Raw genomic sequence first — 21,135 nt, forward strand, 5'->3', positions numbered from 1 at the left:
GGGCGCCTTAGCGAGGTTGGGCGCATGGGGGCAAGTGTGTCCTTGTGCAGCTGCGACTAACCTCACTGCGTTCGGCAAGTCTCGCGGCCCTCCCGCTCATCCTGAGCCCGTCGAAGGGGGGAGGGCTAGACACAACGCTTGCTCTCCCCTCCCGCAGGCGGGAGGGGTCGGGGGTGGGCAAGAGCGCTACTTCAGCGCCGCGATCCAGCAGTTAAGGAGAACGTTGGCGAGGCCCTTGTCGAGCGCTTCGGCGGCTTCTTCGATGCCTTCGTGCCAGTCGCTCGCCTCGCCTGCGACGATCAGCGCGGCGGCGGCATTGAACAGCACGGCATCGCGGTATGGCCCTTCCTCACCCTGCAGCAGGGCGCGCAGGGCGGCGGCGTTATAAGTCGCATCGCCGCCGCGAATGGCGTCGACCGGAGCTTGCGGCAGACCGACATCGGCAGGCGAGACACGGCGCATCAGGACTTCCCCGCCGCGCACTTCGGCCAGTTCGTTGCCGCCCGCAAGGCTCAGCTCGTCAAGCCCCTCATCGCCCGAGATGACCATGCTGTGATCTGTGCCAAGGCGGCGGATCGCTTCGGCATAGATCGGCACGTAAGCGGGCCGCGCGATACCGACCAATTGCCGGCGCACGCCTGCCGGATTGGCCAGCGGCCCCATCAGGTTGAAGATGGTGCGGCGGCCCAGTGCCTTGCGGATCGGCATGATCCGACCCATCGACGGGTGATGACGCGCGGCAAAGAGGAAGCAGATGCCGAGATCAGCCAGCGTCGCCTCGGCGGTCTCGCCCGCGCGGTCGAGGTTCAGCCCGAGCGCTTCCAGCGTATCGGCCGCGCCCGCCTTGGAACTTGCCGCGCGGTTGCCGTGCTTGGCCACGGGCACTCCGCAGGCCGCGACGACGAGGCTGACCGCCGTCGAGACATTGAGCGTGTGGTGCCCGTCGCCGCCAGTCCCGCAGACGTCGATTGCATTGGCAGGCGCGCTGACCGGAATCATCCGCGCCCGCATCGCCCGCGCTGCACCGGCAATCTCGCTCGCTGTCTCGCCCCGGTCTGACAGCGCGACGAGGAAATGCGCGATGGCCTCGTCCGCCACGGTTCCATCGAGGATCGCCGCGAACGCAGCTTCGGCTTCGGCTTCCTCCAGCGGATGGGTTACGTCAGGCAGGCTCATGCCGGAAGCGGGTTGGTCTTGATGCCGCAGATCTTGAGGAAGTTCGCGACCATGGCATGACCGTGCTCTGTGGCGATGCTTTCCGGGTGGAACTGCACGCCGTGAATCGGCAGCGACGTGTGGCGGAAGCCCATGACGTGCGTGTCATCCGATTGCGCGTTGACTGCGAGGCATGTCGGAATGTCGGTCACGATCAGCGAGTGATAACGCGTCGCGATGAACGGCGAGGGCAGGCCCTCGAACACGCCAGTGCCATCATGCGTGACCGGCGAGGTCTTCCCATGCATCAACCCGCCGCGCACGACCTTCCCGCCGAAGTACTGCCCGATCGACTGGTGGCCAAGGCACACACCGAGCAGCGGCAAGTTCGCATCCGCCGCCGCGCCGACGAGATCGAGGCTAACCCCCGCCTCGTTGGGCGTGCACGGACCGGGCGAAAGCAGGAACCCCTGCGCGCCGGTCTTGATGGCCTGATCGGCAGTGAGCGCATCATTGCGCACCACTTCAACCTCCGCGCCCATCTCCATCAGGTAATGAACGAGGTTCCAGGTGAAGCTGTCGTAGTTGTCGATGACGAGGATCATTTTAGCTGAATCCGAAAGGGTTTCAGATCAAAGCGTTCGCCTGTCTTCGATGCAAATAAAACTAGGCCACCTTGAGCTTCCGAGAATTTCACATGCCAGTAACTACCGTTGTCTGGCCGCACAGTTTGGTTCAGGCTCGGCAGAATTTTTCGCATTGCCTCCAACGGAATTGCAAAAGCTTCGTCGCGGTCAACACAAGCAAATACCATCACACCAGACTCTGCTTCACCCAGAAAGTCGTCCCATTTTGGGTGATAGGCATACCAATAGGGTTGAAGTGCGTTTGGATATCGCTTGGACACTGTAATGCACGCTCGCACTCCCTTAGCTTTGTCTTCAAACAAAGCTTGTCGCTTGCGGACTAGGTTTGCGCCAATGCCCTGACTGAGCGAGTATGCCGCATTTAGCCGAATTTGATCTATTGTTTGTGTTGGAGTCTTTTCCTGCGTCAATCCAGAAACTGGTGAATCATCGTCAGTTACGTGATCCTCCGAAGTTTCTTCGGTGATTACATCCGTTGCAGCGCTAAATACGACATCCAAAATACGATCGACACGCGTGTACTCAAAGGGCCTCAAAAGCTCCCTAATCTGGACGATGGTTTGATCTTCGCTGGACTTTTCTTTTACGCGCACGAGCTTTAGCAAGCTATCTACGCCGACGACGCGCATATCCCAAGCATAGCGAGAGCCGCGAATCTGGGCTTCAAGGGCGTCGGTGTCATTTCGGCCGACAGCAAACAAAATCGAAGTTGAAGGATCAAGCTTTCCTGCCTCAATCAACTTCAATCGATATTTCGCAACGGTATCAAGTGACACGTTGTAAGTGTCTGTGGTTTTTACTTCGACAACGATTGCAGTGCCATTTGGAACCTGCCAAATCCCATCAAAACCAACCTGACCCGGGATGCCTCGATAGCGACCGTTCTCGACATCGAATTCAAGCCTTCGGCCCAACTCGTTGACTACGTCTTGCAGCACTAGCCCGCTGTCAGGAAAAGAGCTTTCAAGGCATTCTTGAGCGTATGCGGACAGTCGGTCGGTAGGGACTGAATTCAAATATTGTCGAAGCTCCATCGAACATACCGAATTGTCTTTGAGCGTACCATCTCCAGCGAACGCAACGATTTGACGAGCTTTGTAGTGCTCGAAGCTAGCCGGGTTAGACTTCCAAAGATCAATCAATGACATCTGTTACTGCCCATACCCCGGCTCACTCGCCACCCGCACAGCCTCACGTGCCGCTGCGAACAGTGCGCCTGACTTCAGTTCGCACTCGCGCTGTTCGTATTCGGGGTTGCTGTCGGCGACGATCCCCGCGCCTGCCTGCGCGTGGAGGACGCCGTCCTTGACCACGCCTGTGCGCAGGACGATGCAGCTGTCGACCGAGCCGTCGGGCGCGAAGTAGCCGACGCCGCCGGCATAGGCGCCGCGGGTTTCGGGTTCGAGTTCGGCGATGATCTCGCAGGCGCGGACCTTGGGCGCGCCGCTGACGGTGCCTGCGGGGAAGCCTGCGAAGAGGGCGTCGACGCTGTCGGCACGGTTGGTATCCAGCTGGCCGACTACGTTGGAGACGATGTGCATCACGTGGCTGTAGCGCTCGACCGTGTAGCTTTCGGTGACCTTGACCGTACCCGCCTTGGCCACGCGGCCCACGTCGTTGCGGCCGAGATCTAGCAGCATCAGGTGCTCGGCGCGTTCCTTGGGATCGTCGAGCAGGCTGAGTTCGTTGGCACGGTCTTCTTCCGGAGTCTTGCCGCGTGGGCGGGTTCCGGCGATGGGGCGGATCGTCACTTCGCCATCGCGGATGCGGACGAGGATTTCCGGGCTCGATCCGGTCAGCGCGAAGCCCGGCATGTCGAGGAAATAGAGGAACGGTGAGGGGTTGATGCGGCGCAGAGCGCGGTAGAGCGCGATCGGCGGCAGCGGGAAGGGCGCGGTGAAGCGCTGGGCCAGCACGACCTGAAAGATGTCGCCTGCTTCGATGTAGTCCTTCGCCCGCGTCACCATCCGCGCATAGTTGGCGGCGGGCATGACCGGCTGCGGCGTCACGTCGACAGATTCGGCAAGACGCTCGTGGGCAGGCACCGGGTCGGCCAGTTTGCGCAAGGCGCTGTCGATGCGTTCGGCGGCAACCTCGATCAGGCGCGCAGGCTCGCCACCCTCGGCCCAGACCGGGGCGATGGCGAACAGTTCGTCGGACAGGCGGTCAAACACCAGCACCACGGTTGGCCGGGTGAACAGCATGTCGGGCAGGACGAGATCGCTCTGCGGTGCGCGCGGCAGCTTTTCGACAAGGCCGATGGTCTCGTACCCGAAGTAGCCGACCAGGCAGGCGAGTGCGGAGGGCAGCTCAGCAGGCACCTCGATCCGGCAAGCGCTGACAAGCGCACGCAGTTCCGTCAGGGCATTGCCCGGAAGCGGGGCGAAAGCTGCGGCATCATGCCGCCAGATGCGGTTGATCTCGGCCTTGTCACCGGTCGCGCGGAACACGAGATCGGGATCGAGGCCGAGCAGGCTGTAGCGCCCGCGCACTTCGCCGCCCTGCACGGATTCGAGCAGGAAATCGCCGCGCCCGCTCTCCATCAGCTTGAGCGCCGCGCCGACCGGGGTTTCGGTATCGACGATCAGCTTGCGCCAGATCAGCGCCGGCCGCCCGGCGGAGAGCTGGGCAAGCGCGGCCTGATGGTTCTCGGGCAGGGCGGTAGCGGGTACGGCCAAGGTCGTCATCGGCTTACTGGGCGTTCGCGCCGGTCAACTGGTTGCGGACCGCGCGGATGCCGGCTTCATTGCGCTCGACACCCACATCATTGCGGATGGCAATGCGCAGTTGGTCGGCAAATTCGCTACCTGCGTCCTGCGCGAACGAGCGGGCTGCCTGCTGGAAGATCGGATCGCCACGCTTGACCTGTCCAAGCACGATATCGCTCAGCGAAACCACGTACCAACCTGCATTGTTTTGAACCTGCAGACGCTTGTGGCTGCCCTTGGCCATGGCGAACATCAGGGCAAGCGGTTCGGGCACCTTGCCCTGCATCTGGGTCAGAGCCTGGCGAGGCAGGTCGACGGGCTGCGCCGGTGGCAGAGAGACCCCGGCAAGCTTCATCGCTTCGGCAACCGGTGTGCCCTTCTTTAATGCGGCGAGGATCTTGTCGGTAGCTGCCTTGGCCTTGGCAGAGCCTTGCTGCACAGCCCAGTCACGCGCGACAATGCCGCGGATCTGGTCGAGCGGAGCGGGCTTGGCGGGGGTGATCATGCCGACGTCATAGATCGCGAACTTTTCGCCCGGCTCGATTTCGGCAAGCTGCGCTTCGCCCTCGCGCTCCATCGCGAACGCCGCCTGGACCAGCGGAGCGATCTCGGGAGCGACCTTCTGACCAGCCTTCCCGAAAATGCCGCCATCGGCGGTGAGCGACTCCGTCGTCACCATTGTCAGGCCGAGCCTGTTGGCGATGTCGACAAGACCCGTCCCGTTGTCGATTTCCTGCTCGACTTGCGCGGCCATGTCGGAAAGTGCGGCACGGCGCTTCTCAAGCGTAAGGGCGGTAACGATTTCAGAGCGCGCCTGCTCGAGCGTCTTGCCCGCGTTGCGCTTGATCGCGTCAACCTTGACGACATGCCAGCCAAGGCCCGACTTTGCCGGAGCGGCAAGGGTGCCCGAAGCGGCCGCGAAGGCTGCATCGGCAACGGCGCGCGACGTCTGGTTGGCGAGAGCGTCGCGGGAAAGGTCGGCAAGCTTGCTCGCCACGAGGCCCTTGGTGCGGGCAGCGCTGTCGAGCGAGCCAGACTGCCCGACTTCTGCGGCAAGTGCCTTTGCGGCAGCTTCCGTCGGGACGATGACCTGCGTGACAGAGCGCTGTTCGGACGGGGCATACACCGCCGTGTTGAGCTTGTAGCGGGCCGCAATCTCCGCCTCGGCAGGGGCAGGGACGGACTTCAGGCTGGCTTCGTCGACAATGGCATACCGGATCTTGCGGTTTTCAGGCTGCAGGTATCGGCCCTCGTTTGCCTTGTAGAACGATGCAAGCGTTCCGGCGTCCGGCGGCGAGGCAGGCGCGAAGGCCAGCGAAGGTACCGAGACGATGGTGCCGATGCGCTTTTCGGTCAGCAATGCGGCGTAGCGCTGCACGGCCTCGTCCGCCATCTGCGCGCCGAAAGCGGCAGGAAGCAGCAACTGGCGGGCGACAAGGCCCTGGCCGATGTCTTGGCGGACCTGCTTGTCGGTAAGGCCCCGCTGCGCAAGCAGCTGTTCATAGGCGGACTGGCTGAACTTGCCATCGGGACCCTGGAACGCAGGAATCTTGATGATTTCGCTGTCGATCAGTCGGTGACCCGCGACGATGCCATGCTTGCGCGCCCATTCCGCCATGGCAAGGCGGTCAGTCATGCCGGTAAGCACAGTATCCATGCCGCCAGCAGCAAGAAAGTCCTTCATCGTCATGCCGGGCTGCTTCTGCCGTTCCTGCTCGAAAGCGTTGGTCAGCGCCTTGCCCAGTTCGGCAGTGCCGACGCGGGCCGAGCCGACCTTGGCAGCACGATCACCCCCGGCGATGCCGCCGAAGCCATTGCCGGTCACATCGGCGCTGGCGAAAGCCAGTGCGATCAGGCCGAGGAACACGAGCGCAAGGGCAACACCGATGCGCGATTTGAGGAACGAGCGGAAGAATCCGAGCATTTGCGGGTGTTCGTCTCTTGTCTGGGCGCAAATGCGCCCGCTGGGTCGATTTTGCTGTGCCTTAGGAGCCAAATGCGTTTCCCGCAATGGTCGCTTAGCCCTGTGTTCGTGTTACCTGGCAGGTTATCTGGGCGCCGACATAATGTGTGCGAACGCACCTCTGCCTTTCCCGGGTTATGCGATCAGGTGTTTTGCAGAATCGGCCCGGGTTTGATAGCGGCCGCTCGACTCAAGCGTGGCAAGACTGACGGGTCATGTCGCAAATATCGATTGCATCAGGAAATACTCAGGGGAACTGGCCGAACATGCCGCATCGTCCTTACATCGTGGGCAACTGGAAGATGAACGGGAGCCGCGCCATGCTGGCCGAGGCTCGCGCGATCGACCGCGCGGCCGGACGCTATCCCGACGTGCAGGTCGCGCTCGCGCCGCCGTTCACTCTGATCGGTGCGCTGCGTGAAGCCGTGAGCGCGATGGGCGTTGGCGGGCAGGATTGCCATGTCGCTGCCAAGGGCGCCCACACCGGTGATGTCTCGGCCCCGATGCTGGTCGATACCGGCGCGGACTTCGTGATCGTCGGCCACAGCGAACGCCGCAAGGACCATGGCGAGAGCGATGCGGTGGTCAAGGCCAAGGCCGAAGCGGCGCTGGCCGCGGGCCTCGGCATCATCGTCTGCGTCGGCGAGACTCTGGACGAGCGGGACGCCGACAAGGCCGAGGTAGTCGTTTCGGGGCAGGTCGATGGCTCGATGCCCGAAGGCGATGCGGCGAACGATGCGATTGCGGCAGGCAAGGTCGCCGTGGCCTATGAGCCGGTCTGGGCAATCGGCACGGGCCGCGTGGCAGAAGTGCCCGATGTCATCGCGATGCACGCAGCCATTCGCGCCCGTCTGCTGGCGCTTTATGGCGAGGCGGGAGAGAAGGTGCGCATTCTCTATGGCGGTTCGGTCAATGCCGGAAACGCTGCTGAGCTGCTCGCTGCCGAAGGCGTCAGCGGGGCGCTCGTCGGGGGCGCGAGCCTTACCGCCGATGCGTTCCTGCCGATCATCGCAGCAGCCGGTTCGGGCGAAGCCTGACCGCGTCAGGCCACCACACCGATCCTGCGGGTTGCGCCACGGCGCATGCGCGCCTACATGGCCGGAGTTCCTGCGCGGCTTCGCGCTGAAGGTAGAGATTCATGTCGCTGTTCATTTTCCTCACCGTGGTCCAGGCGATCGTCGCGGCCCTTCTTGTCGTGGTGATCCTTATCCAGAAGTCCGAAGGCGGCGGCCTCGGCGTTGGCGGCAGCCCGGCCGGCTTCATGTCGGCGCGCGGCGCGGCAGACTTCATGACCCGGCTTACGTCGGTGCTGGCAACGGCATTCGTGGTGCTGAGCATCGCTCTCGCGGCTCTCGCCGTGGGCACGACATCGAGCCGTGAGATCGACACTTCGCTCGAGCGGACGGCTCCCGTGCAGAACGTCCCTGCAACTGATCCGCTTGCTCCGGCGCAGGGCGGCCAGCCTGCTCAAGCGCCCGCAGCTGCTCCCGCCGGGCAGCAGGCTCCTGCTCCGGCAACCGACCCGCTCAAGGGTGCCGCCGGGCAGTAAAGCTTTTATCGCAATGCGATCGGCCGACTCGCTTCCTTGAGGTCGCGGGGCGGTCTTCGTGTTGCGTTTGACCCATGGCTGTGGATTGCGGCAAAGATTACAGCCGCAACCGCTTGCCACCTTGCAACTTCTGACGCTAAGGCCCGACTCCCATGGCGCGGTACATTTTCATCACCGGCGGCGTGGTCTCCTCGCTCGGCAAAGGACTCATGGCGGCGAGCCTCGCGGCTCTCCTGCAGGCTCGTGGATTTCGCGTGCGAATCCGCAAGTTCGACCCTTATCTGAACGTCGATCCGGGCACGATGAGCCCCTATCAGCACGGCGAAGTCTACGTGACCGACGACGGCGCGGAGACCGACCTCGACCTTGGCCACTACGAGCGCTTCACCGGCGTTTCGGCGCGCCAGGCTGACAACATCACCTCGGGCCGCATCTATCGCGACATCATCGCCAAGGAGCGCCGCGGCGATTACCTCGGCGCTACTGTCCAGGTGATTCCGCACGTGACCGATGCGATCAAGGACTTCGCCCAGGCCGAGACCGAAGACCTCGATTTCGTGCTCTGCGAGATCGGTGGCACCGTCGGCGATATCGAAGGTCTGCCGTTCATCGAAGCCCTGCGCCAGATGCACAACGAACTGGACCGCGAGCAGACCTGCTTCGTCCACGTCACGCTGGTTCCCTACATCGCCGCTGCGGGCGAGCTGAAGACCAAGCCCACACAGCACTCGGTGCGCGAACTCACCGGCCTTGGCATCCAGCCCGACATCCTGCTGTGCCGCTGCGAAAAGCCGCTGCCCGAAGGCGAGCGCGCCAAGATCGCGCAATTCTGCAACGTGCGGAAGTCTGCCGTCATCCCGGCGCTCGATGCCTCCAGCATCTATGCTGTGCCGCTGCAGTACCATGCCGAAGGGCTCGACAACGAAGTCCTGCGGCACTTCGGCCTGACTGCGCCCGAGCCGGACCTCGCCCGCTGGGACGACATTGTCGACCGCCACCAGAACCCCGAAGGCGAAGTGACCATCGGTGTCGTCGGCAAGTACGTCGGCCTGCAGGATGCCTACAAGTCACTCAATGAAGCGCTGGTACACGGTGGCATGGCCAACCGCGTCAAGGTGCGCATCAAGTGGCTCGACGCAGAACTGTTCGAGAAGGACGACGCCGAAATCGCCGCCTACCTCGAACCGATGCACGGCATTCTCGTGCCGGGCGGCTTTGGCGAGCGCGGCACCGAAGGCAAGATCGCCTCGGTGCGCTTCGCCCGCGAACGCAAGGTACCGTTCTTCGGCATTTGCCTCGGCATGCAGATGGCCTGTATCGAAGGCGCGCGCAACACGGCCGGAATTGCCGATGCCTCGTCGACCGAATTCGGTCCGACCGATGAGCCCGTCGTCGGCATCATCACCGAATGGATGACCGCCGAGGGCCTAGAGAAGCGCTCCGAAGGCGGCGATCTGGGCGGGACCATGCGGCTTGGCGCCTATGAGGCCAAGCTTGCCGGCAACAGCCACGTCGCCAACATCTACGGCGCAACCGAGATCAGCGAACGCCACCGCCATCGCTACGAAGTAAACGTTGCCTACAAGGAGCGCCTCGAGAAGGGCGGACTGGTGTTCTCCGGCATGTCGCCCGATGGCCTCCTGCCCGAAATCGTCGAGCGTCCGGACCACCCGTGGTTCATCGGTGTGCAGTTCCACCCCGAGCTCAAGAGCCGCCCGTTCGAACCCCACCCCCTGTTCGCCGGCTTCATCGCCGCAGCAGTCAAGCAGGCGCGTCTGGTTTAAATCGCCTAAAAGGGGCTGGTCACGTAGGGGTTTCCCTGATTACTTGCGCGTCAGGTATCGAGGGGAGTTCCGATGGACGCGGCCAAGCTGGCTGAAGCACTGACGGCGCAGAGCCTGTTTGCCGATTGCGAGCAGGCCGAGCTTTCGGACATCATCGCGCGCGGGCAGGTCCGCTCGTGGAAGTCCGGCCAGGTGCTGATGAGCCAGGGCGAGGAAGGCAAGACGCTGTTCATCGTGCTCAAGGGCCTTGCCCGGGTCAGCATGGTTGCCGCCAATGGCCGCGAGATCATCCTTGATTATGCCGAGCCCGGCCACGTGCTTGGCGAGATCGCCTTTCTCGACGGCGGCGATCGTACCGCCACGGTCGAGGCAATCGATCCAGTCGAAGCGCTGGTGCTGTCGCGCGGCGCGTTTGCCGAGATCATCGACAAGCACAAGGGCCTCTCGCTACGCCTGCTCAAGGCGATGGCACGACGGCTCCGCCAGAACAACGCCGTGATCGAGGCCGACCGCGCCTATACCTCCGGCCCGAGGCTCGCCCGCTTCTTGCTGCGCCTGATGATGGGTGACAATTCGGACAAGGGCAACCAGCTCAAGATTGCGCTGAGCCAGGGCGAACTTGGCAACTTCGCCGGCATGTCACGCGAACAGATCAACCGACAGCTCTCGGCCTGGGTCGATAACGGCATCGTTGCGCTCAAGGGCGGGCGCGTAACGATTCTCGACCGCGAAGCCCTGGTCGATGTGGCCGAGGCATGGTGATGCAGGAAGGGCGGGCCTTGCGACCCGCCCTTCCGATTTGAGAAGCCCGATCAGGCAGCGGCGGTGTTGTCGCCTTCGATGACCTTGAGCTGGTTCTGCGCGCCGATCAGTACCTTCTTGGGCTTCATCGCCTCGGGCACTTCACGAACGAGGTCGATGGTCAGCAGGCCATCGGCAAGGTCGGCAGCTTCGACGCGGACGAAATCGGCCAGCTCGAAGCGACGCTCGAAGCCGCGGTTTGCGATGCCGACGTGGAGGTATTCGCGCTCCTGCGGTTCCGGGCGCTGGCCCTTCACGACCAGCAGGTTCTGCTGGGCGGTAATATCGATATCCTCGGCCTTGAACCCGGCAACCGCCAGCGTGATGCGATAGGCATCCTCGCCGCTGCGCTCGATGTTGAAGGGGGGATAGTTGTCACCGGCATTGGCGCGGGCCTGGCGTTCGAGCAGGTCGAACAGGCGGTCAAAGCCCACGGTGGTGCGGCGATAAGGGGTAAAGTCGAAACGGTTCATGGCAATATCCTCGTTCTGAGCAATCTGCACTTGCCTTCTGCGAAGCCCGGAACCCGGCGCCCGCATCGGCGGTTTTTGAGCCATGCCCGACTTGCGGCGCATGACACGAAAACCCATGTGTGTTAGCGAAAACCGCTTTTCAAGACCCTCATCGAGGAACCTCATGTCGAACACCCCCAAGGTCGAAGTCTACACCAAGTGGGGCTGCCCCTACTGCTCGCGTGCCAAGCAACTGCTCGATGGCAAGGGGGTCGCCTACGAGGAGTTCGACGTGACCATGGGCGGTCCGAAGAAGGCCGAAATGCTCGAGCGCGCGCCGGGCCACACCACTGTTCCCTCGATCTTCATCGACGGTATCCACGTCGGCGGTTCGGATGATCTTGCCGCGCTCAATGCGCAGGGCAAGCTGGACATGATGCTCGGCAAGTGAGCGCCACGGAGAGCAGGCCCGTAAAGGTCGCGTTGTTCCAGATGACCAGCGGGACCGACCCGCAGGCCAACGCAGACGCGATTGTCGAGGCAGCCAAGGCAGCCGCCTTCCAAGGCGCAGCCATGCTGTTCACGCCCGAGATGTGCGGGCTGCTCGACCGTGACCGGGCGAGGGCAACGCCCAACATCGTCCCCGAACAGGACAACCCCGTGCTCGCCGCTGCGGGCAAGGCCGCGCGCGAGCTTGGCCTGTGGATCGATCTCGGCTCGCTCGCCATACTGCGTGAGGACGGCAAGTGGGCCAACCGCGGCTTCGTGATCGACGCCGATGGCGCTATCGCTGCCCGCTACGACAAGATCCACATGTTCGACGTCGACCTTGCCACGGGCGAGACCTGGCGGGAATCGGCGGCCTACACACCGGGAGAGCAAGTCGTGACGGTCGAGACGCCGGTCGGTCGCCTCGGCCTTGCGATCTGCTACGACGTGCGCTTCCCCGCGCTGTTCGAGGAACTCGGCCGCCAGCGCTGCGACGCGATCCGCATCCCCGCCGCCTTTACTGTACCCACCGGCAAGGCCCACTGGCACCTGATGCAGCGGGCCCGCGCGGTCGAGGCCAGCGCTTGGGTCATCTCTGCCGCGCAGGGTGGGCGTCATGAAGATGGCCGCGAGACTTACGGCCATTCGCTGGTCGTCGATCCGTGGGGCGAAGTGGCTTACGACGGCGGGGAAGGGGGCTCGCTTGGTTTCGCAACCATCGACCCTGCCCGAACGGGCGAGGTGCGCGCGCAGCTGCCATCCCTTGCCAACAAGCGCGAAATCCCTAGATCGGCGGCATGATTGTCTTTGATCTGCAGTGCGGGCCGAACGGGCACCGTTTCGAGGGCTGGTTCGGCTCCTCGCAGGACTATGAGAGTCAGCAGGCGCGTGGCCTGGTCTCGTGCCCGACCTGCGGTTCGCCCGAGGTGGTCAAAGCCGTGATGGCCCCCAATGTCGGCCGCAAGGGCAACCAGTTGCCAGTCCCGACGCGGACGACCAGCGAGCCGGTGCCCGCAGCACAGCCCATGGCCAACGCACCGCTTCCGCCAGAGGCGATCGCCATGCTCAAGGCCGTCGCCGCGATGCAGGCCGAGGCGATCAAGTCTTCCACCTGGGTGGGCGAGAAGTTCGCCGACGATGCCCGCGCCATGCACTACGGCGAAAAGGACCCGGCCGCGATCCATGGCCGCGCGACGCTCGACGAAGCGCGCGAACTGATGGAGGAAGGTATCCCGGTCGCCCCTTTGCTCGTCCCCGTGGTGCCGCCCGAAGAAGCCAACTAAATCTACCCCGCTGAATCGGCGTTGCCAGCCCGCGCGCCCCTGCCTAAAGGAAACGCGGGCGCCCGTAGCTCAGCAGGATAGAGCACCAGATTCCTAATCTGGGGGCCATGGGTTCGAATCCCGTCGGGCGCACCATTTTTCCTTCCCCCACCCCTCGTCATTCCCGCGCAGGCGGGAATCCAGCGACAAGCGGCACCGTCGCTTCGCGACGACAACTTGCTTGACAAAACGAACCATATAGGTTATACGCCCCGCCCACAGGTCAGGAGAGGGCAAAAGGCCAACCCGCTCCTCTCCCTTCGGAGGTCAGGCTGTTTGCCGAAGCCTCCGGCGCGATCGGTGCGGCAGGTGCGCGTGGGTTCAATGCGGGGCGTTAAGCCCAAGACCCACCGGGCAAACCCTGTCGTGACCCAAGGACAGACAGGACAACCCAGGGCTGATAGCACGGCGCCGAACCCTGAGCGACGCTGCGGATGCGGAACCCGCCATGATTGTGCGACAGTGTCAGCACAAACGACAGGTTCTTTTCACGCAGCCGCTTGCCAGAAGCCAAGGCAGCACGCGAGCCGCTGCCAAGGCTTCGTCCTTTCACATATGTCCGCCCTCAGGCTGAGCCGACAAGGGGTCCGGAACCGCCCCCCGGCCACTCGCAACCGGTCCCGCGCCCTCCCCGCGCGTGCCACGACGGCACCGCACCGGTCGCGCGATCTGTGCCTTCCCCCGGCGTTACCGTCCGCACTCGCCAGCGGATGCTTTGCTTTATCGCGTATCGGCGATGCCCACCCCCAGCCCCTCCCGCTTGCGGGAGGGGAGAGACACGCAGCGCTTCATCCAGCCCTCCCGCAGGCGGGAGGGCCGCGAGACTTGGAGAGCGAAGCGAACCTAGTCGCAGCGGGGTGGGCAAACAGCGCAACAGAATGATCTCACGCAAAGACGCAAAGACGCAAAGAGGTCGCGCCCGCCGCAGGCGTCCCACTCCTCAACCACCGACCAACCACACGCATCCTCACCCCAAAGCGCAACACCTTCGCGTCTTTGCGGCTTTGCGTGAGAATTCATGCGTCCCCGCGAAGGCGGGGACCTCGGTGTTCTCACGGACCCTCACAGCAAACCGCACGAGGCCCCCGCCTCCGCGGGGGAACAGAGAAGGAATGGCGCGCGGAGACGCGGAGGAAGAAGGGGAGAAAGGAAAGAGCCTGCGGCGCAGCCGCCTCAATCCTCCTTCTTCTCCGCGCCTCCGCGTCTCCGCGCGAAACCGATCGCCCTCTACCCGCTCTGCGTCTCTGCGAGAAACAAGCGGGCTGGTCACCCCTGCGCGACACTCACACCGCCGCAAGATGTCCCCAAGATGACACATCTTTGCCTTTGCGGCTTGAACTCGCTCAGGATTTATGATTCAGTCGCTTCATGCAATCGCGCCGCCCTCTTCTACCCAAGGACAGCCTCACCCAGTCGCTCGCGCTGGTTGCGCTGCTGGTGCTCGGGACCATCGGCATTGCAGGGCCCAGCGGGTTGCTGGCATGGGGCGAGAATGCGCGGGTGCTTGAGCAGCGACAGAAGGAAATCGCTGCGCTGACTGCAGATCGGGACCGGATGAAGAACCGGGTGGACCTGCTCGATCCGCGTCATGCCGATCCGGACCTGGTCGGTGAATTGCTGCACAGCAATCTCAACGTCACCCATCCCGATGATGTGGTAATCCAGCTCAAGAATTGATGGCTTCGCCCGCGCGCCTTCTCAGGGGCGCTTGCGAAACATCGCTTCGCAATACTCCCCTTCGATGCGGCGATTGTCCGGTCCATAGGTCAGGACCATCGGTTCGGCGCGGGTGAAGTGTAGAGAACGTGCCTCATAGCCCGATGCCGTCGGCGTATCGCGGAAGCGGAAGTGTGCGTTCCAGATCGTCAGCCAGCCGCCGGGATTTAGCCGTCGGTCGAGTTCGGCAATGGTGTTGGCAAAGCGGCTGAACGGCAGGATGTCCGCGCAACTGTCAGGCTCTGTGGCTTCCAGCTGGCCGTGGCGGAACACGGCCATGGCCAGGATCGCGTCGAACTTCATGTCGCCCAGGTCTGCCACGCCAGCGGCCTCGACATAGGAGGTGCCGGGATCTGGATGGAGCGCAAGATGCGCGCGCGCGGTGCGGATCATCGCGGGGTTCGGATCAAGGCCGACGATGCGGGCGTTCGGGAACCAGCGCCGCAGACTGCGCACCTCGCTCCCGTCCGAGCAGCCGAACGAGAGGATGCGGGGATTGGCGATCGTCCACAGATGCGCGTCGAGTGCGGTGAAGATTTCCGGGTAGCGATCCTCGAAAGTGGTCGGCCAAGGCTGCAGCACGGCCTGTGCGTGAGTCCGCTTCATCCGGGCAATGGCGCGACGGTCTGGGTCGGCGAGTTCACGCAGTCGCGACAATGCAGAGCGCAATGGCGGAACCGCAAGAAGACCGGTGCGTAGGGAGGACATCAAGGCTAAGCTGCGGGCCATCTCCTTGCGAGGTAATGCGGATAACTACGTGGTAAAGCCAAATTGCTGTAAATGTAACTGCCGGTAATGAAATAACAATCTATCTGGCGAGCGGTTGCAAACCTTGGTTATAAATGGGCTATGTGCGAAGTCAGTTTTCGTGTCCTTCAATGATAATAACAGCGCGCGGGGCGACGTGACCGAAGAGGCCATTTCCGAATCAGTCGAAGCCAATCCGGTTGTTCCGGACTCCGCCGAGGCCGAATCCAGTTCCGTCTGGCGCTTTGCCATGGCCACCCGTGCCCATGCAGTGATCGATGCTGCGGACTACTTTGCGCTCATGCGCGAGGCGATGATGCGCGCGCGGCAGCGTATCCTGCTGATCGGTTGGGACTTCGATACGCGCATCATCATCGGCGGCGGCCGGCGCTGGTGGAACCTGCCGCGCAAACGCATATCGCCTGCGCGTCTCGGTGCGTTCGTGGTGTGGCTGTCCAATCGGCGCAAGCGGCTCGACGTTCGCGTGCTCAAGTGGAACTTCGGTGCGCTAAAGGCCTTTTTCCGAGGCTCGATGATGCTCGACCTGCTGCGCTGGTGGCGTCACCCGCGCATCGTGTTCAAGCTGGACAGTGCGCATCCGTTGGGGTGCAGTCATCACCAGAAGATCGCGGTCATCGATGATCGCTTTGCCGTCTGCGGCGGGATCGACATGGCGGGCGACCGCTGGGACACGCGCAAGCATCTCGACGATGAACCCCGTCGCAGGGGGCCGGGGGGCAAGACCTATGGCCCCTGGCACGACTGTACCATGTTGATGGAAGGTGATGCCGCCACTGTCCTCGGCGCGTTCGGTCGCAAGCGCTGGGAGCAGGCCGGGGGCAAGCCCTTTGCCGCGTGCAAGGTACAGCAATCGTCGCCATGGCCAGCGTCGATCGAGGCCGAATTCCGCAATGTCGAGATCGGCATTTCCCGCACCCGCTCGCACTACGCCGAGGCGCGCGAGGTGCGCGAGATCGAGGCGCTGTTCATCGAGCACATCGAGCGGGCAAAGCGCTTCATCTATTTCGAGAACCAGTACTTCGCCTCGCGCAGCATTGCCGAGGCCATCGTCAGGCGGATGGAAGAGCCCGATCCTCCAGAGATCGTGCTGATCAATCCCGAAAGCTCCTCCGGTTGGCTCGAACAGACGGCGATGGACGGCGCGCGGGTCAGGCTGGTGCGGGCGATCGAGGAAGTCGACCATGCGGGCCGTTTCTCGGTATGGCATCCTTACACGGCAGGCGGCACGCCGATCTATGTCCACTCGAAGCTGACCATCGTCGACGACGAGATCCTGCGCATCGGATCGGCCAATCTCAACAATCGCTCAATGGGTCTCGACAGCGAGTGTGACGTGTTCATCGATTGTGCGCGTCCGGCCAACGGACATTGCGGAGAGGTGATCAATCGCCTGCGTGTTTCCTTGCTGGCAGAGCATTGCGGTATCGCGCCCGAGAGGGTAGCGGAACTGCTCGACCGGCACGGTTCGATGGCCGGTGCCATCGCTGCGGCTCCGCAGGGCGGCAAGAGGCTCGGGCGGTTCGTGCCGCGTGAACTCAGCGATGCGGAGAAGGCGCTGGCGGACAACGAGGTGCTGGACCCCGAACGGCCGGAGGAAATGCTGTCCTTCTACCGCCGGGGCCTGTTCAGGAGCCGCTTCCTGCGGCGGCCTGCTAGATGACGAGGACGACGTGATGAGCGGTGTGGTTGGGCCCGATGAGGACGATGATCTGGCCCGTGGCAAGCTGCCGGTGCCTGATGACGTGCAGGAAGCCATCCGCACGCTGATCCGCTGGTCGGGAGACGATCCCTCGCGCGAAGGGCTGCTCGACACGCCCAAGCGCGTCGCGCGGGCGTGGAAGGAATACTGCCTCGGCTATGGCGAGGACCCGGCGAGCCATCTGGCGCGCCAGTTCGAGGAAGTGGGCGGTTACGACGAGATCGTGCTGCTGAAGGATATTCCGTTCCAGAGCCACTGCGAGCACCATATGGCGCCGATCATCGGCAAGGCCGCGATCGCCTACCTGCCGCGTCACAAGGTCGTCGGCATTTCGAAGCTTGCGCGCGTGCTCCACGCCTACGCCCGCCGCCTTCAGATCCAGGAGCGGCTAACCGCTGAAGTCGCGCAGTGCATCTGGGACAATCTGAAGCCGCACGGAGTGGCGGTGGTGATCGAGGCGAGCCACGCCTGCATGACCGCACGCGGCGTGCGCACGCCGGGCGTCGGGATGGTGACGAGCCGTCTGATGGGCACGTTCCTCGAGGACAACCGCAGCCGCAAGGAAGTGCTCAGCCTGATGGGCTACTGATCGCGCTTCAGCAAAGAAACATTACAAGTCAGCCGGTTGGTCGCACACAATTGCGACCCTATCTTGTAGGCGTCACCGGAGAAAAGCCGGGACGTTCGCAGGAGACAGGAACATGAAGACGCTCGCTTTTGCGGGGTTCGCGGCCGCGCTGGCCTTGAGCGCGCCAGCCGTGGCCATGGAGCATACCACCGTCATCGAGCATCCGGCCGGCCCGATCACCGCCGATTACGCCGGAGCAACGCGGGTCGAGATGAAGCAGATCGGAACCGTCGCCGGGGCAGGGCGCGCTTCGTCCCTGCGCTGCCAGTGGTCCGTTTCGCTTTCGGTCGAACGACAGGCACAGGTGGGCGCAAACCTGCAAGCAAAGCGCTCGATGCTGCGCAATGACGTGATCACTGGGTCGTCGCCGGGTTGGTGCTCCGAACGGGGCAATGGCATCGACCGGGTGATCGAGGCACGGCGCGAGGACCTGCGCAGTGCAATGATGGCCATGGTCGCGCAGGATCGCGCAGTGATCCTCGTTGAAGCAGAAGGAGCCCACGCCAGTCAGTGCGAGGGCTGAGGAGAAATGATTACATGACCCGCATCCATTCGTCCCTCTGGCTGGCAGCACTCGGTGCCATCGCAACGGTGCAGGCGCCATTAGCCAATGCTCAATCGGTGGATGCGGGGGTAGAGGCGACGACGGACGAAGTCCGGCGCGGGCTGAGCTGGAGCGATGGGGAAATCTCCGCTTCGGCAGACGCCAGCGTCGGCTTTGCCGGGCTGGATGCCTCGGTGCGGATGGCCGCCCTGCGCAAGTCCGATCGCCACGCCAACGCCGACGTGGTTGCCGACCTCGCCATCGGCAAGGACTGGAGCGCCGGAGCGATTACTTTGCGGACCGAGGCCATCGGCCACGTCTTCGGCGGGGCGGATCAGGGCATGAACTACGGCGAGCTGGGCGTGGGCGCGCGCTATTCGATTGGCCCGCTGCAGGTCCGCGCCGATGCCTTCTATGCGCCCAAGCAGGATTCCATCGGCGGCGACAACCTCTACCTGCGCGGTTCGGCCAATGCCGGAATTCCGGGGATTCCGATCAGCGTGTCGGCCTCGCTCGGCTATACTACCGGCGACACGCGTGACTCGCGTTCGGCCCGTTTGCGCCCGGCGGGAGACTATGCCGACTGGAGGCTGGGGGTGGAGTACAACCAGTTCCCGTTCACGGTCGGTCTGGACTACGCCGGGACTGACATCGATACGACTGGGATCACGGTATCGCCCTATGCCGACCTCAAGCATGCCGGTGACCGGGTGCTGGGCAGGGTGCGACTGTCGTTCTGATGCGTACAAGGAAAAAGGCCCCCGTTTCCGGGGGCCTTTTGGTAGATCAGATGTTCTCGATCATGTGTTCGGCCGAGCTGACTTTGAAGTCACCGGGAGCTTCGACGAACAGTTGCTCGACGACGCCATCGTTGACGACCATCGAGAAACGCTGGCCGCGCTTGCCAAGTCCGAAGCCCGAACCGTCCATGGTCAGGCCGAGCGCTTCGGCGAGGTCGCCGTTGCCGTCAGCCAGCATGGTCACGTCAGGCGAGCCCGAAGCTGCGCCCCATGCCTTCATCACGAAGGGATCGTTGACGGCGGTGCAGGCGATTTCGTCGATGCCCTTGGCCTTGAGATCGGCGGCCTTTTCGACGTAGCCCGGCAGGTGCTTGGCCGAGCAGGTGGGCGTGAAGGCACCGGGGACGGAGAACAGCGCGACGCGCTTGCCCTTGAAGTATTCCGACGACTGCACGGCTTCGGGACCTTCGGCGGTCGCCTTGACGATCTTGACGTCAGGCAGCTTGTCACCAACAGCGATTGTCATCCCCATCTTCCTTTCGTTGCGCCGGGCGAGGGAGCCCGGACGAGTATGGCGCTCCGGATATAAGGGGCGCTTTGCGCTCTGCAACCGGGGGAACGCGATGCACCTCCGATTAGCGATATAAAGAAGTCTTTATATTAAGTTTGCAGGTTGCGGCGCAGCACGCTATGGGCGTGGCAGAGGCGCTGGCGGCCATGGGGTCGTCCTGCGTGTGATTTTTCAGGAGACTGCTTCGTGGCCAGCGTGCTTGACGCCAAGAACGATTACGTGATCGCCGATATCGGCCTTGCCGACTTTGGCCGCGCCGAGATCAAGATCGCCGAGACCGAAATGCCCGGCCTCATGGCGCTGCGCGAGGAATTCGGCGCTTCGCAGCCGCTCAAGGGTGCGCGCATCACCGGCTCGCTCCACATGACGATCCAGACCGCCGTGCTGATCGAGACGCTCGTTGCTCTCGGCGCTGAAGTGCGCTGGGCCACCTGCAACATCTTCTCGACGCAGGACCACGCTGCCGCTGCCATCGCCGCTGCCGGTATCCCGGTCTTCGCGATCAAGGGCGAGACGCTGGCCGAATACTGGGACTACGTCGGTTCGATCTTCGACTGGGGTGATGACATCACCGCCAACATGATCCTCGACGACGGTGGCGACGCCACGATGTTCGCGCTGTGGGGCGCTCGCGTCGAAGCGGGCGAGAAGCTGTTCGAGCCTTCGAACGCCGAAGAAATCGAATTCGTCCGCGCGCTCACCGCCTTCCTCAAGAAGAAGCCGGGCTACCTCACGCAGTCGGTCAAGAACATCAAGGGCGTTTCGGAAGAGACCACCACCGGCGTGCACCGCCTCTACCAAATCGCCAAGGACGGCAAGCTGCCTTTCCCGGCGATCAACGTGAACGATTCGGTCACCAAGTCGAAGTTCGACAACCTCTATGGCTGCAAGGAATCGCTGGTCGATGCGATCCGTCGCGCCACCGACGTCATGCTCGCCGGCAAGGTTGCCTGCGTTGCCGGCTTCGGCGACGTCGGCAAGGGTTCGGCTGCTTCGCTGCGCCAGGGCGGCGCCCGCGTCATGGTCACCGAAGTCGATCCGATCTGCGCGCTGCAGGCGGCGATGGAAGGCTATGAAGTCGTCACCATGGAAGAAGCGGTCAAGCGCTGCGACATCTTCGTGACGGCCACCGGCAACGAAGACGTGATCACCGCCGAGCACATGAAGGCGATGAAGCCGATGAGCATCGTCTGCAACATCGGCCACTTCGACAGCGAAATCCAGATCGCCGCTCTCGACAACTACAAGTGGACCGAAGTGAAGCCGGGCACCGACCTCGTCGAGTTCCCCGATGGCAAGCAGATCATCATCCTCGCCAAGGGCCGCTTGGTGAACCTCGGCTGCGCCACCGGCCACCCCAGCTTCGTGATGAGCGCCAGCTTCACCAACCAGACGCTCGCCCAGATCGAACTGTTCACCAAGGCCGAGAACTACAAGAACGACGTCTATGTGCTGCCCAAGCACCTCGACGAGAAGGTCGCTGCGCTCCACCTCGAAAAGCTCGGCGTGCAGCTGACCAAGCTGAGCAAGAAGCAGGCCGACTATATTGGCGTGCCGGAAGTGGGTCCGTTCAAGCCGGATCACTACCGCTACTGAGCA

21 protein-coding genes and 1 tRNA gene are annotated in these 21,135 nt (G+C 63.4%); 14 read left to right on the forward strand and 8 right to left on the reverse strand.

The annotated features are described in order from the left end of the window. Positions 1-186 precede the first annotated feature (186 nt). Genes trpD through ACZ1JX_RS05495 form a run of 5 tightly spaced genes read right to left on the reverse strand, consistent with a single transcriptional unit; the run spans position 187 to position 6,434 of the window. Positions 187-1,176, reverse strand: a complete 990-nt coding sequence (gene trpD, locus ACZ1JX_RS05475; RefSeq protein ID WP_465125753.1) for an anthranilate phosphoribosyltransferase — start codon at positions 1,174-1,176, stop codon at positions 187-189. After that, a complete protein-coding gene (locus ACZ1JX_RS05480) occupies positions 1,173-1,760 on the reverse strand; it encodes an anthranilate synthase component II (RefSeq protein WP_465125754.1) in 588 nt (195 codons plus the stop codon). Before ACZ1JX_RS05480 ends, trpD begins: the two co-directional genes overlap by 4 nt. Beyond that, positions 1,757-2,950, reverse strand: coding sequence for a hypothetical protein (locus tag ACZ1JX_RS05485; RefSeq protein WP_465125755.1), 1,194 nt, complete (start codon positions 2,948-2,950; stop codon positions 1,757-1,759). The genes ACZ1JX_RS05480 and ACZ1JX_RS05485 overlap by 4 nt, the downstream gene beginning before the upstream one ends. A 3-nt stretch (positions 2,951-2,953) precedes the next feature. Next, positions 2,954-4,489 carry an anthranilate synthase component I family protein gene (locus ACZ1JX_RS05490; RefSeq protein WP_465125756.1) on the reverse strand — a complete coding sequence of 512 codons (1,536 nt, stop codon included), beginning with the start codon at positions 4,487-4,489 and terminating at the stop codon, positions 2,954-2,956. Positions 4,490-4,493: 4 nt separating this feature from the next. Then, positions 4,494-6,434 carry a peptidylprolyl isomerase gene (locus ACZ1JX_RS05495; RefSeq protein WP_465125757.1) on the reverse strand — a complete coding sequence of 647 codons (1,941 nt, stop codon included), beginning with the start codon at positions 6,432-6,434 and terminating at the stop codon, positions 4,494-4,496. A 305-nt stretch (positions 6,435-6,739) separates the two neighbouring features. On the opposite strand from ACZ1JX_RS05495, the gene tpiA reads away from it, so the two are divergent. From tpiA to ACZ1JX_RS05515, 4 genes are all read left to right on the forward strand, one after another. Further along, the gene (gene tpiA, locus ACZ1JX_RS05500; RefSeq protein ID WP_465125758.1) at positions 6,740-7,510 is read left to right on the forward strand and encodes a triose-phosphate isomerase; all 771 of its coding nucleotides are present in this window, start codon (positions 6,740-6,742) and stop codon (positions 7,508-7,510) included. A gap of 107 nt (positions 7,511-7,617) precedes the next feature. Then, positions 7,618-8,022, forward strand: coding sequence for a preprotein translocase subunit SecG (gene secG, locus ACZ1JX_RS05505; protein ID WP_465126363.1), 405 nt, complete (start codon positions 7,618-7,620; stop codon positions 8,020-8,022). A gap of 152 nt (positions 8,023-8,174) precedes the next feature. Further along, a complete protein-coding gene (locus tag ACZ1JX_RS05510; RefSeq protein WP_465125759.1) occupies positions 8,175-9,806 on the forward strand; it encodes a CTP synthase in 1,632 nt (543 codons plus the stop codon). A gap of 72 nt (positions 9,807-9,878) precedes the next feature. Continuing rightward, entirely contained in the window at positions 9,879-10,568 is a 690-nt protein-coding gene (locus ACZ1JX_RS05515) for a Crp/Fnr family transcriptional regulator (protein ID WP_465125760.1), read from the forward strand. A 50-nt stretch (positions 10,569-10,618) separates the two neighbouring features. On the opposite strand, the gene ACZ1JX_RS05520 is transcribed toward ACZ1JX_RS05515, so the two are convergent. Then, positions 10,619-11,080 carry an Hsp20 family protein gene (locus tag ACZ1JX_RS05520; RefSeq protein WP_465125761.1) on the reverse strand — a complete coding sequence of 154 codons (462 nt, stop codon included), beginning with the start codon at positions 11,078-11,080 and terminating at the stop codon, positions 10,619-10,621. Between the two features lie 163 nt (positions 11,081-11,243). On the opposite strand from ACZ1JX_RS05520, the gene grxC reads away from it, so the two are divergent. From grxC to ACZ1JX_RS05545, 5 genes are all read left to right on the forward strand, one after another. Next, entirely contained in the window at positions 11,244-11,510 is a 267-nt protein-coding gene (gene grxC, locus ACZ1JX_RS05525) for a glutaredoxin 3 (protein WP_465125762.1), read from the forward strand. Next, entirely contained in the window at positions 11,507-12,349 is an 843-nt protein-coding gene (locus ACZ1JX_RS05530; protein WP_465125763.1) for a carbon-nitrogen hydrolase family protein, read from the forward strand. The genes grxC and ACZ1JX_RS05530 overlap by 4 nt, the downstream gene beginning before the upstream one ends. Then, on the forward strand, positions 12,346-12,831 hold the full coding sequence (locus tag ACZ1JX_RS05535; RefSeq protein WP_465125764.1) for a DUF1178 family protein: 486 nt from the start codon (positions 12,346-12,348) through the stop codon (positions 12,829-12,831). Before ACZ1JX_RS05530 ends, ACZ1JX_RS05535 begins: the two co-directional genes overlap by 4 nt. A 58-nt stretch (positions 12,832-12,889) precedes the next feature. Next, positions 12,890-12,966 (forward strand) — tRNA-Arg (locus ACZ1JX_RS05540). 1,272 nt (positions 12,967-14,238) lie between these two features. Beyond that, entirely contained in the window at positions 14,239-14,547 is a 309-nt protein-coding gene (locus ACZ1JX_RS05545) for an FtsB family cell division protein (protein ID WP_465125765.1), read from the forward strand. A gap of 21 nt (positions 14,548-14,568) precedes the next feature. On the opposite strand, the gene ACZ1JX_RS05550 is transcribed toward ACZ1JX_RS05545, so the two are convergent. Then, positions 14,569-15,243 (reverse strand): class I SAM-dependent methyltransferase, encoded by a 675-nt coding sequence (locus ACZ1JX_RS05550; protein ID WP_465125766.1) that lies wholly within the window; start codon positions 15,241-15,243, stop codon positions 14,569-14,571. A 211-nt stretch (positions 15,244-15,454) separates the two neighbouring features. Between ACZ1JX_RS05550 and ACZ1JX_RS05555 the strand changes: the two genes are divergently transcribed. The 4 genes from ACZ1JX_RS05555 to ACZ1JX_RS05570 all read left to right on the forward strand — a co-directional run bounded on the left by ACZ1JX_RS05555 (position 15,455) and on the right by ACZ1JX_RS05570 (position 18,965). After that, the gene (locus tag ACZ1JX_RS05555) at positions 15,455-17,014 is read left to right on the forward strand and encodes a phospholipase D-like domain-containing protein (protein ID WP_465125767.1); all 1,560 of its coding nucleotides are present in this window, start codon (positions 15,455-15,457) and stop codon (positions 17,012-17,014) included. A 13-nt stretch (positions 17,015-17,027) separates the two neighbouring features. Further along, the gene (gene folE / locus ACZ1JX_RS05560; RefSeq protein WP_465125768.1) at positions 17,028-17,642 is read left to right on the forward strand and encodes a GTP cyclohydrolase I FolE; all 615 of its coding nucleotides are present in this window, start codon (positions 17,028-17,030) and stop codon (positions 17,640-17,642) included. Between the two features lie 112 nt (positions 17,643-17,754). Further along, positions 17,755-18,204, forward strand: coding sequence for a hypothetical protein (locus ACZ1JX_RS05565; RefSeq protein WP_465125769.1), 450 nt, complete (start codon positions 17,755-17,757; stop codon positions 18,202-18,204). Between the two features lie 14 nt (positions 18,205-18,218). Then, entirely contained in the window at positions 18,219-18,965 is a 747-nt protein-coding gene (locus ACZ1JX_RS05570) for a TorF family putative porin (protein WP_465125770.1), read from the forward strand. A 46-nt stretch (positions 18,966-19,011) separates the two neighbouring features. On the opposite strand, the gene ACZ1JX_RS05575 is transcribed toward ACZ1JX_RS05570, so the two are convergent. Beyond that, a complete protein-coding gene (locus tag ACZ1JX_RS05575) occupies positions 19,012-19,491 on the reverse strand; it encodes a redoxin family protein (protein WP_465125771.1) in 480 nt (159 codons plus the stop codon). A gap of 231 nt (positions 19,492-19,722) precedes the next feature. Between ACZ1JX_RS05575 and ahcY the strand changes: the two genes are divergently transcribed. Next, positions 19,723-21,132, forward strand: a complete 1,410-nt coding sequence (gene ahcY / locus ACZ1JX_RS05580) for an adenosylhomocysteinase (protein ID WP_465125772.1) — start codon at positions 19,723-19,725, stop codon at positions 21,130-21,132. Positions 21,133-21,135: the final 3 nt, after the last annotated feature.

Source organism: Novosphingobium sp. BL-A-41-Hi4A-0G (assembly GCF_055521735.1).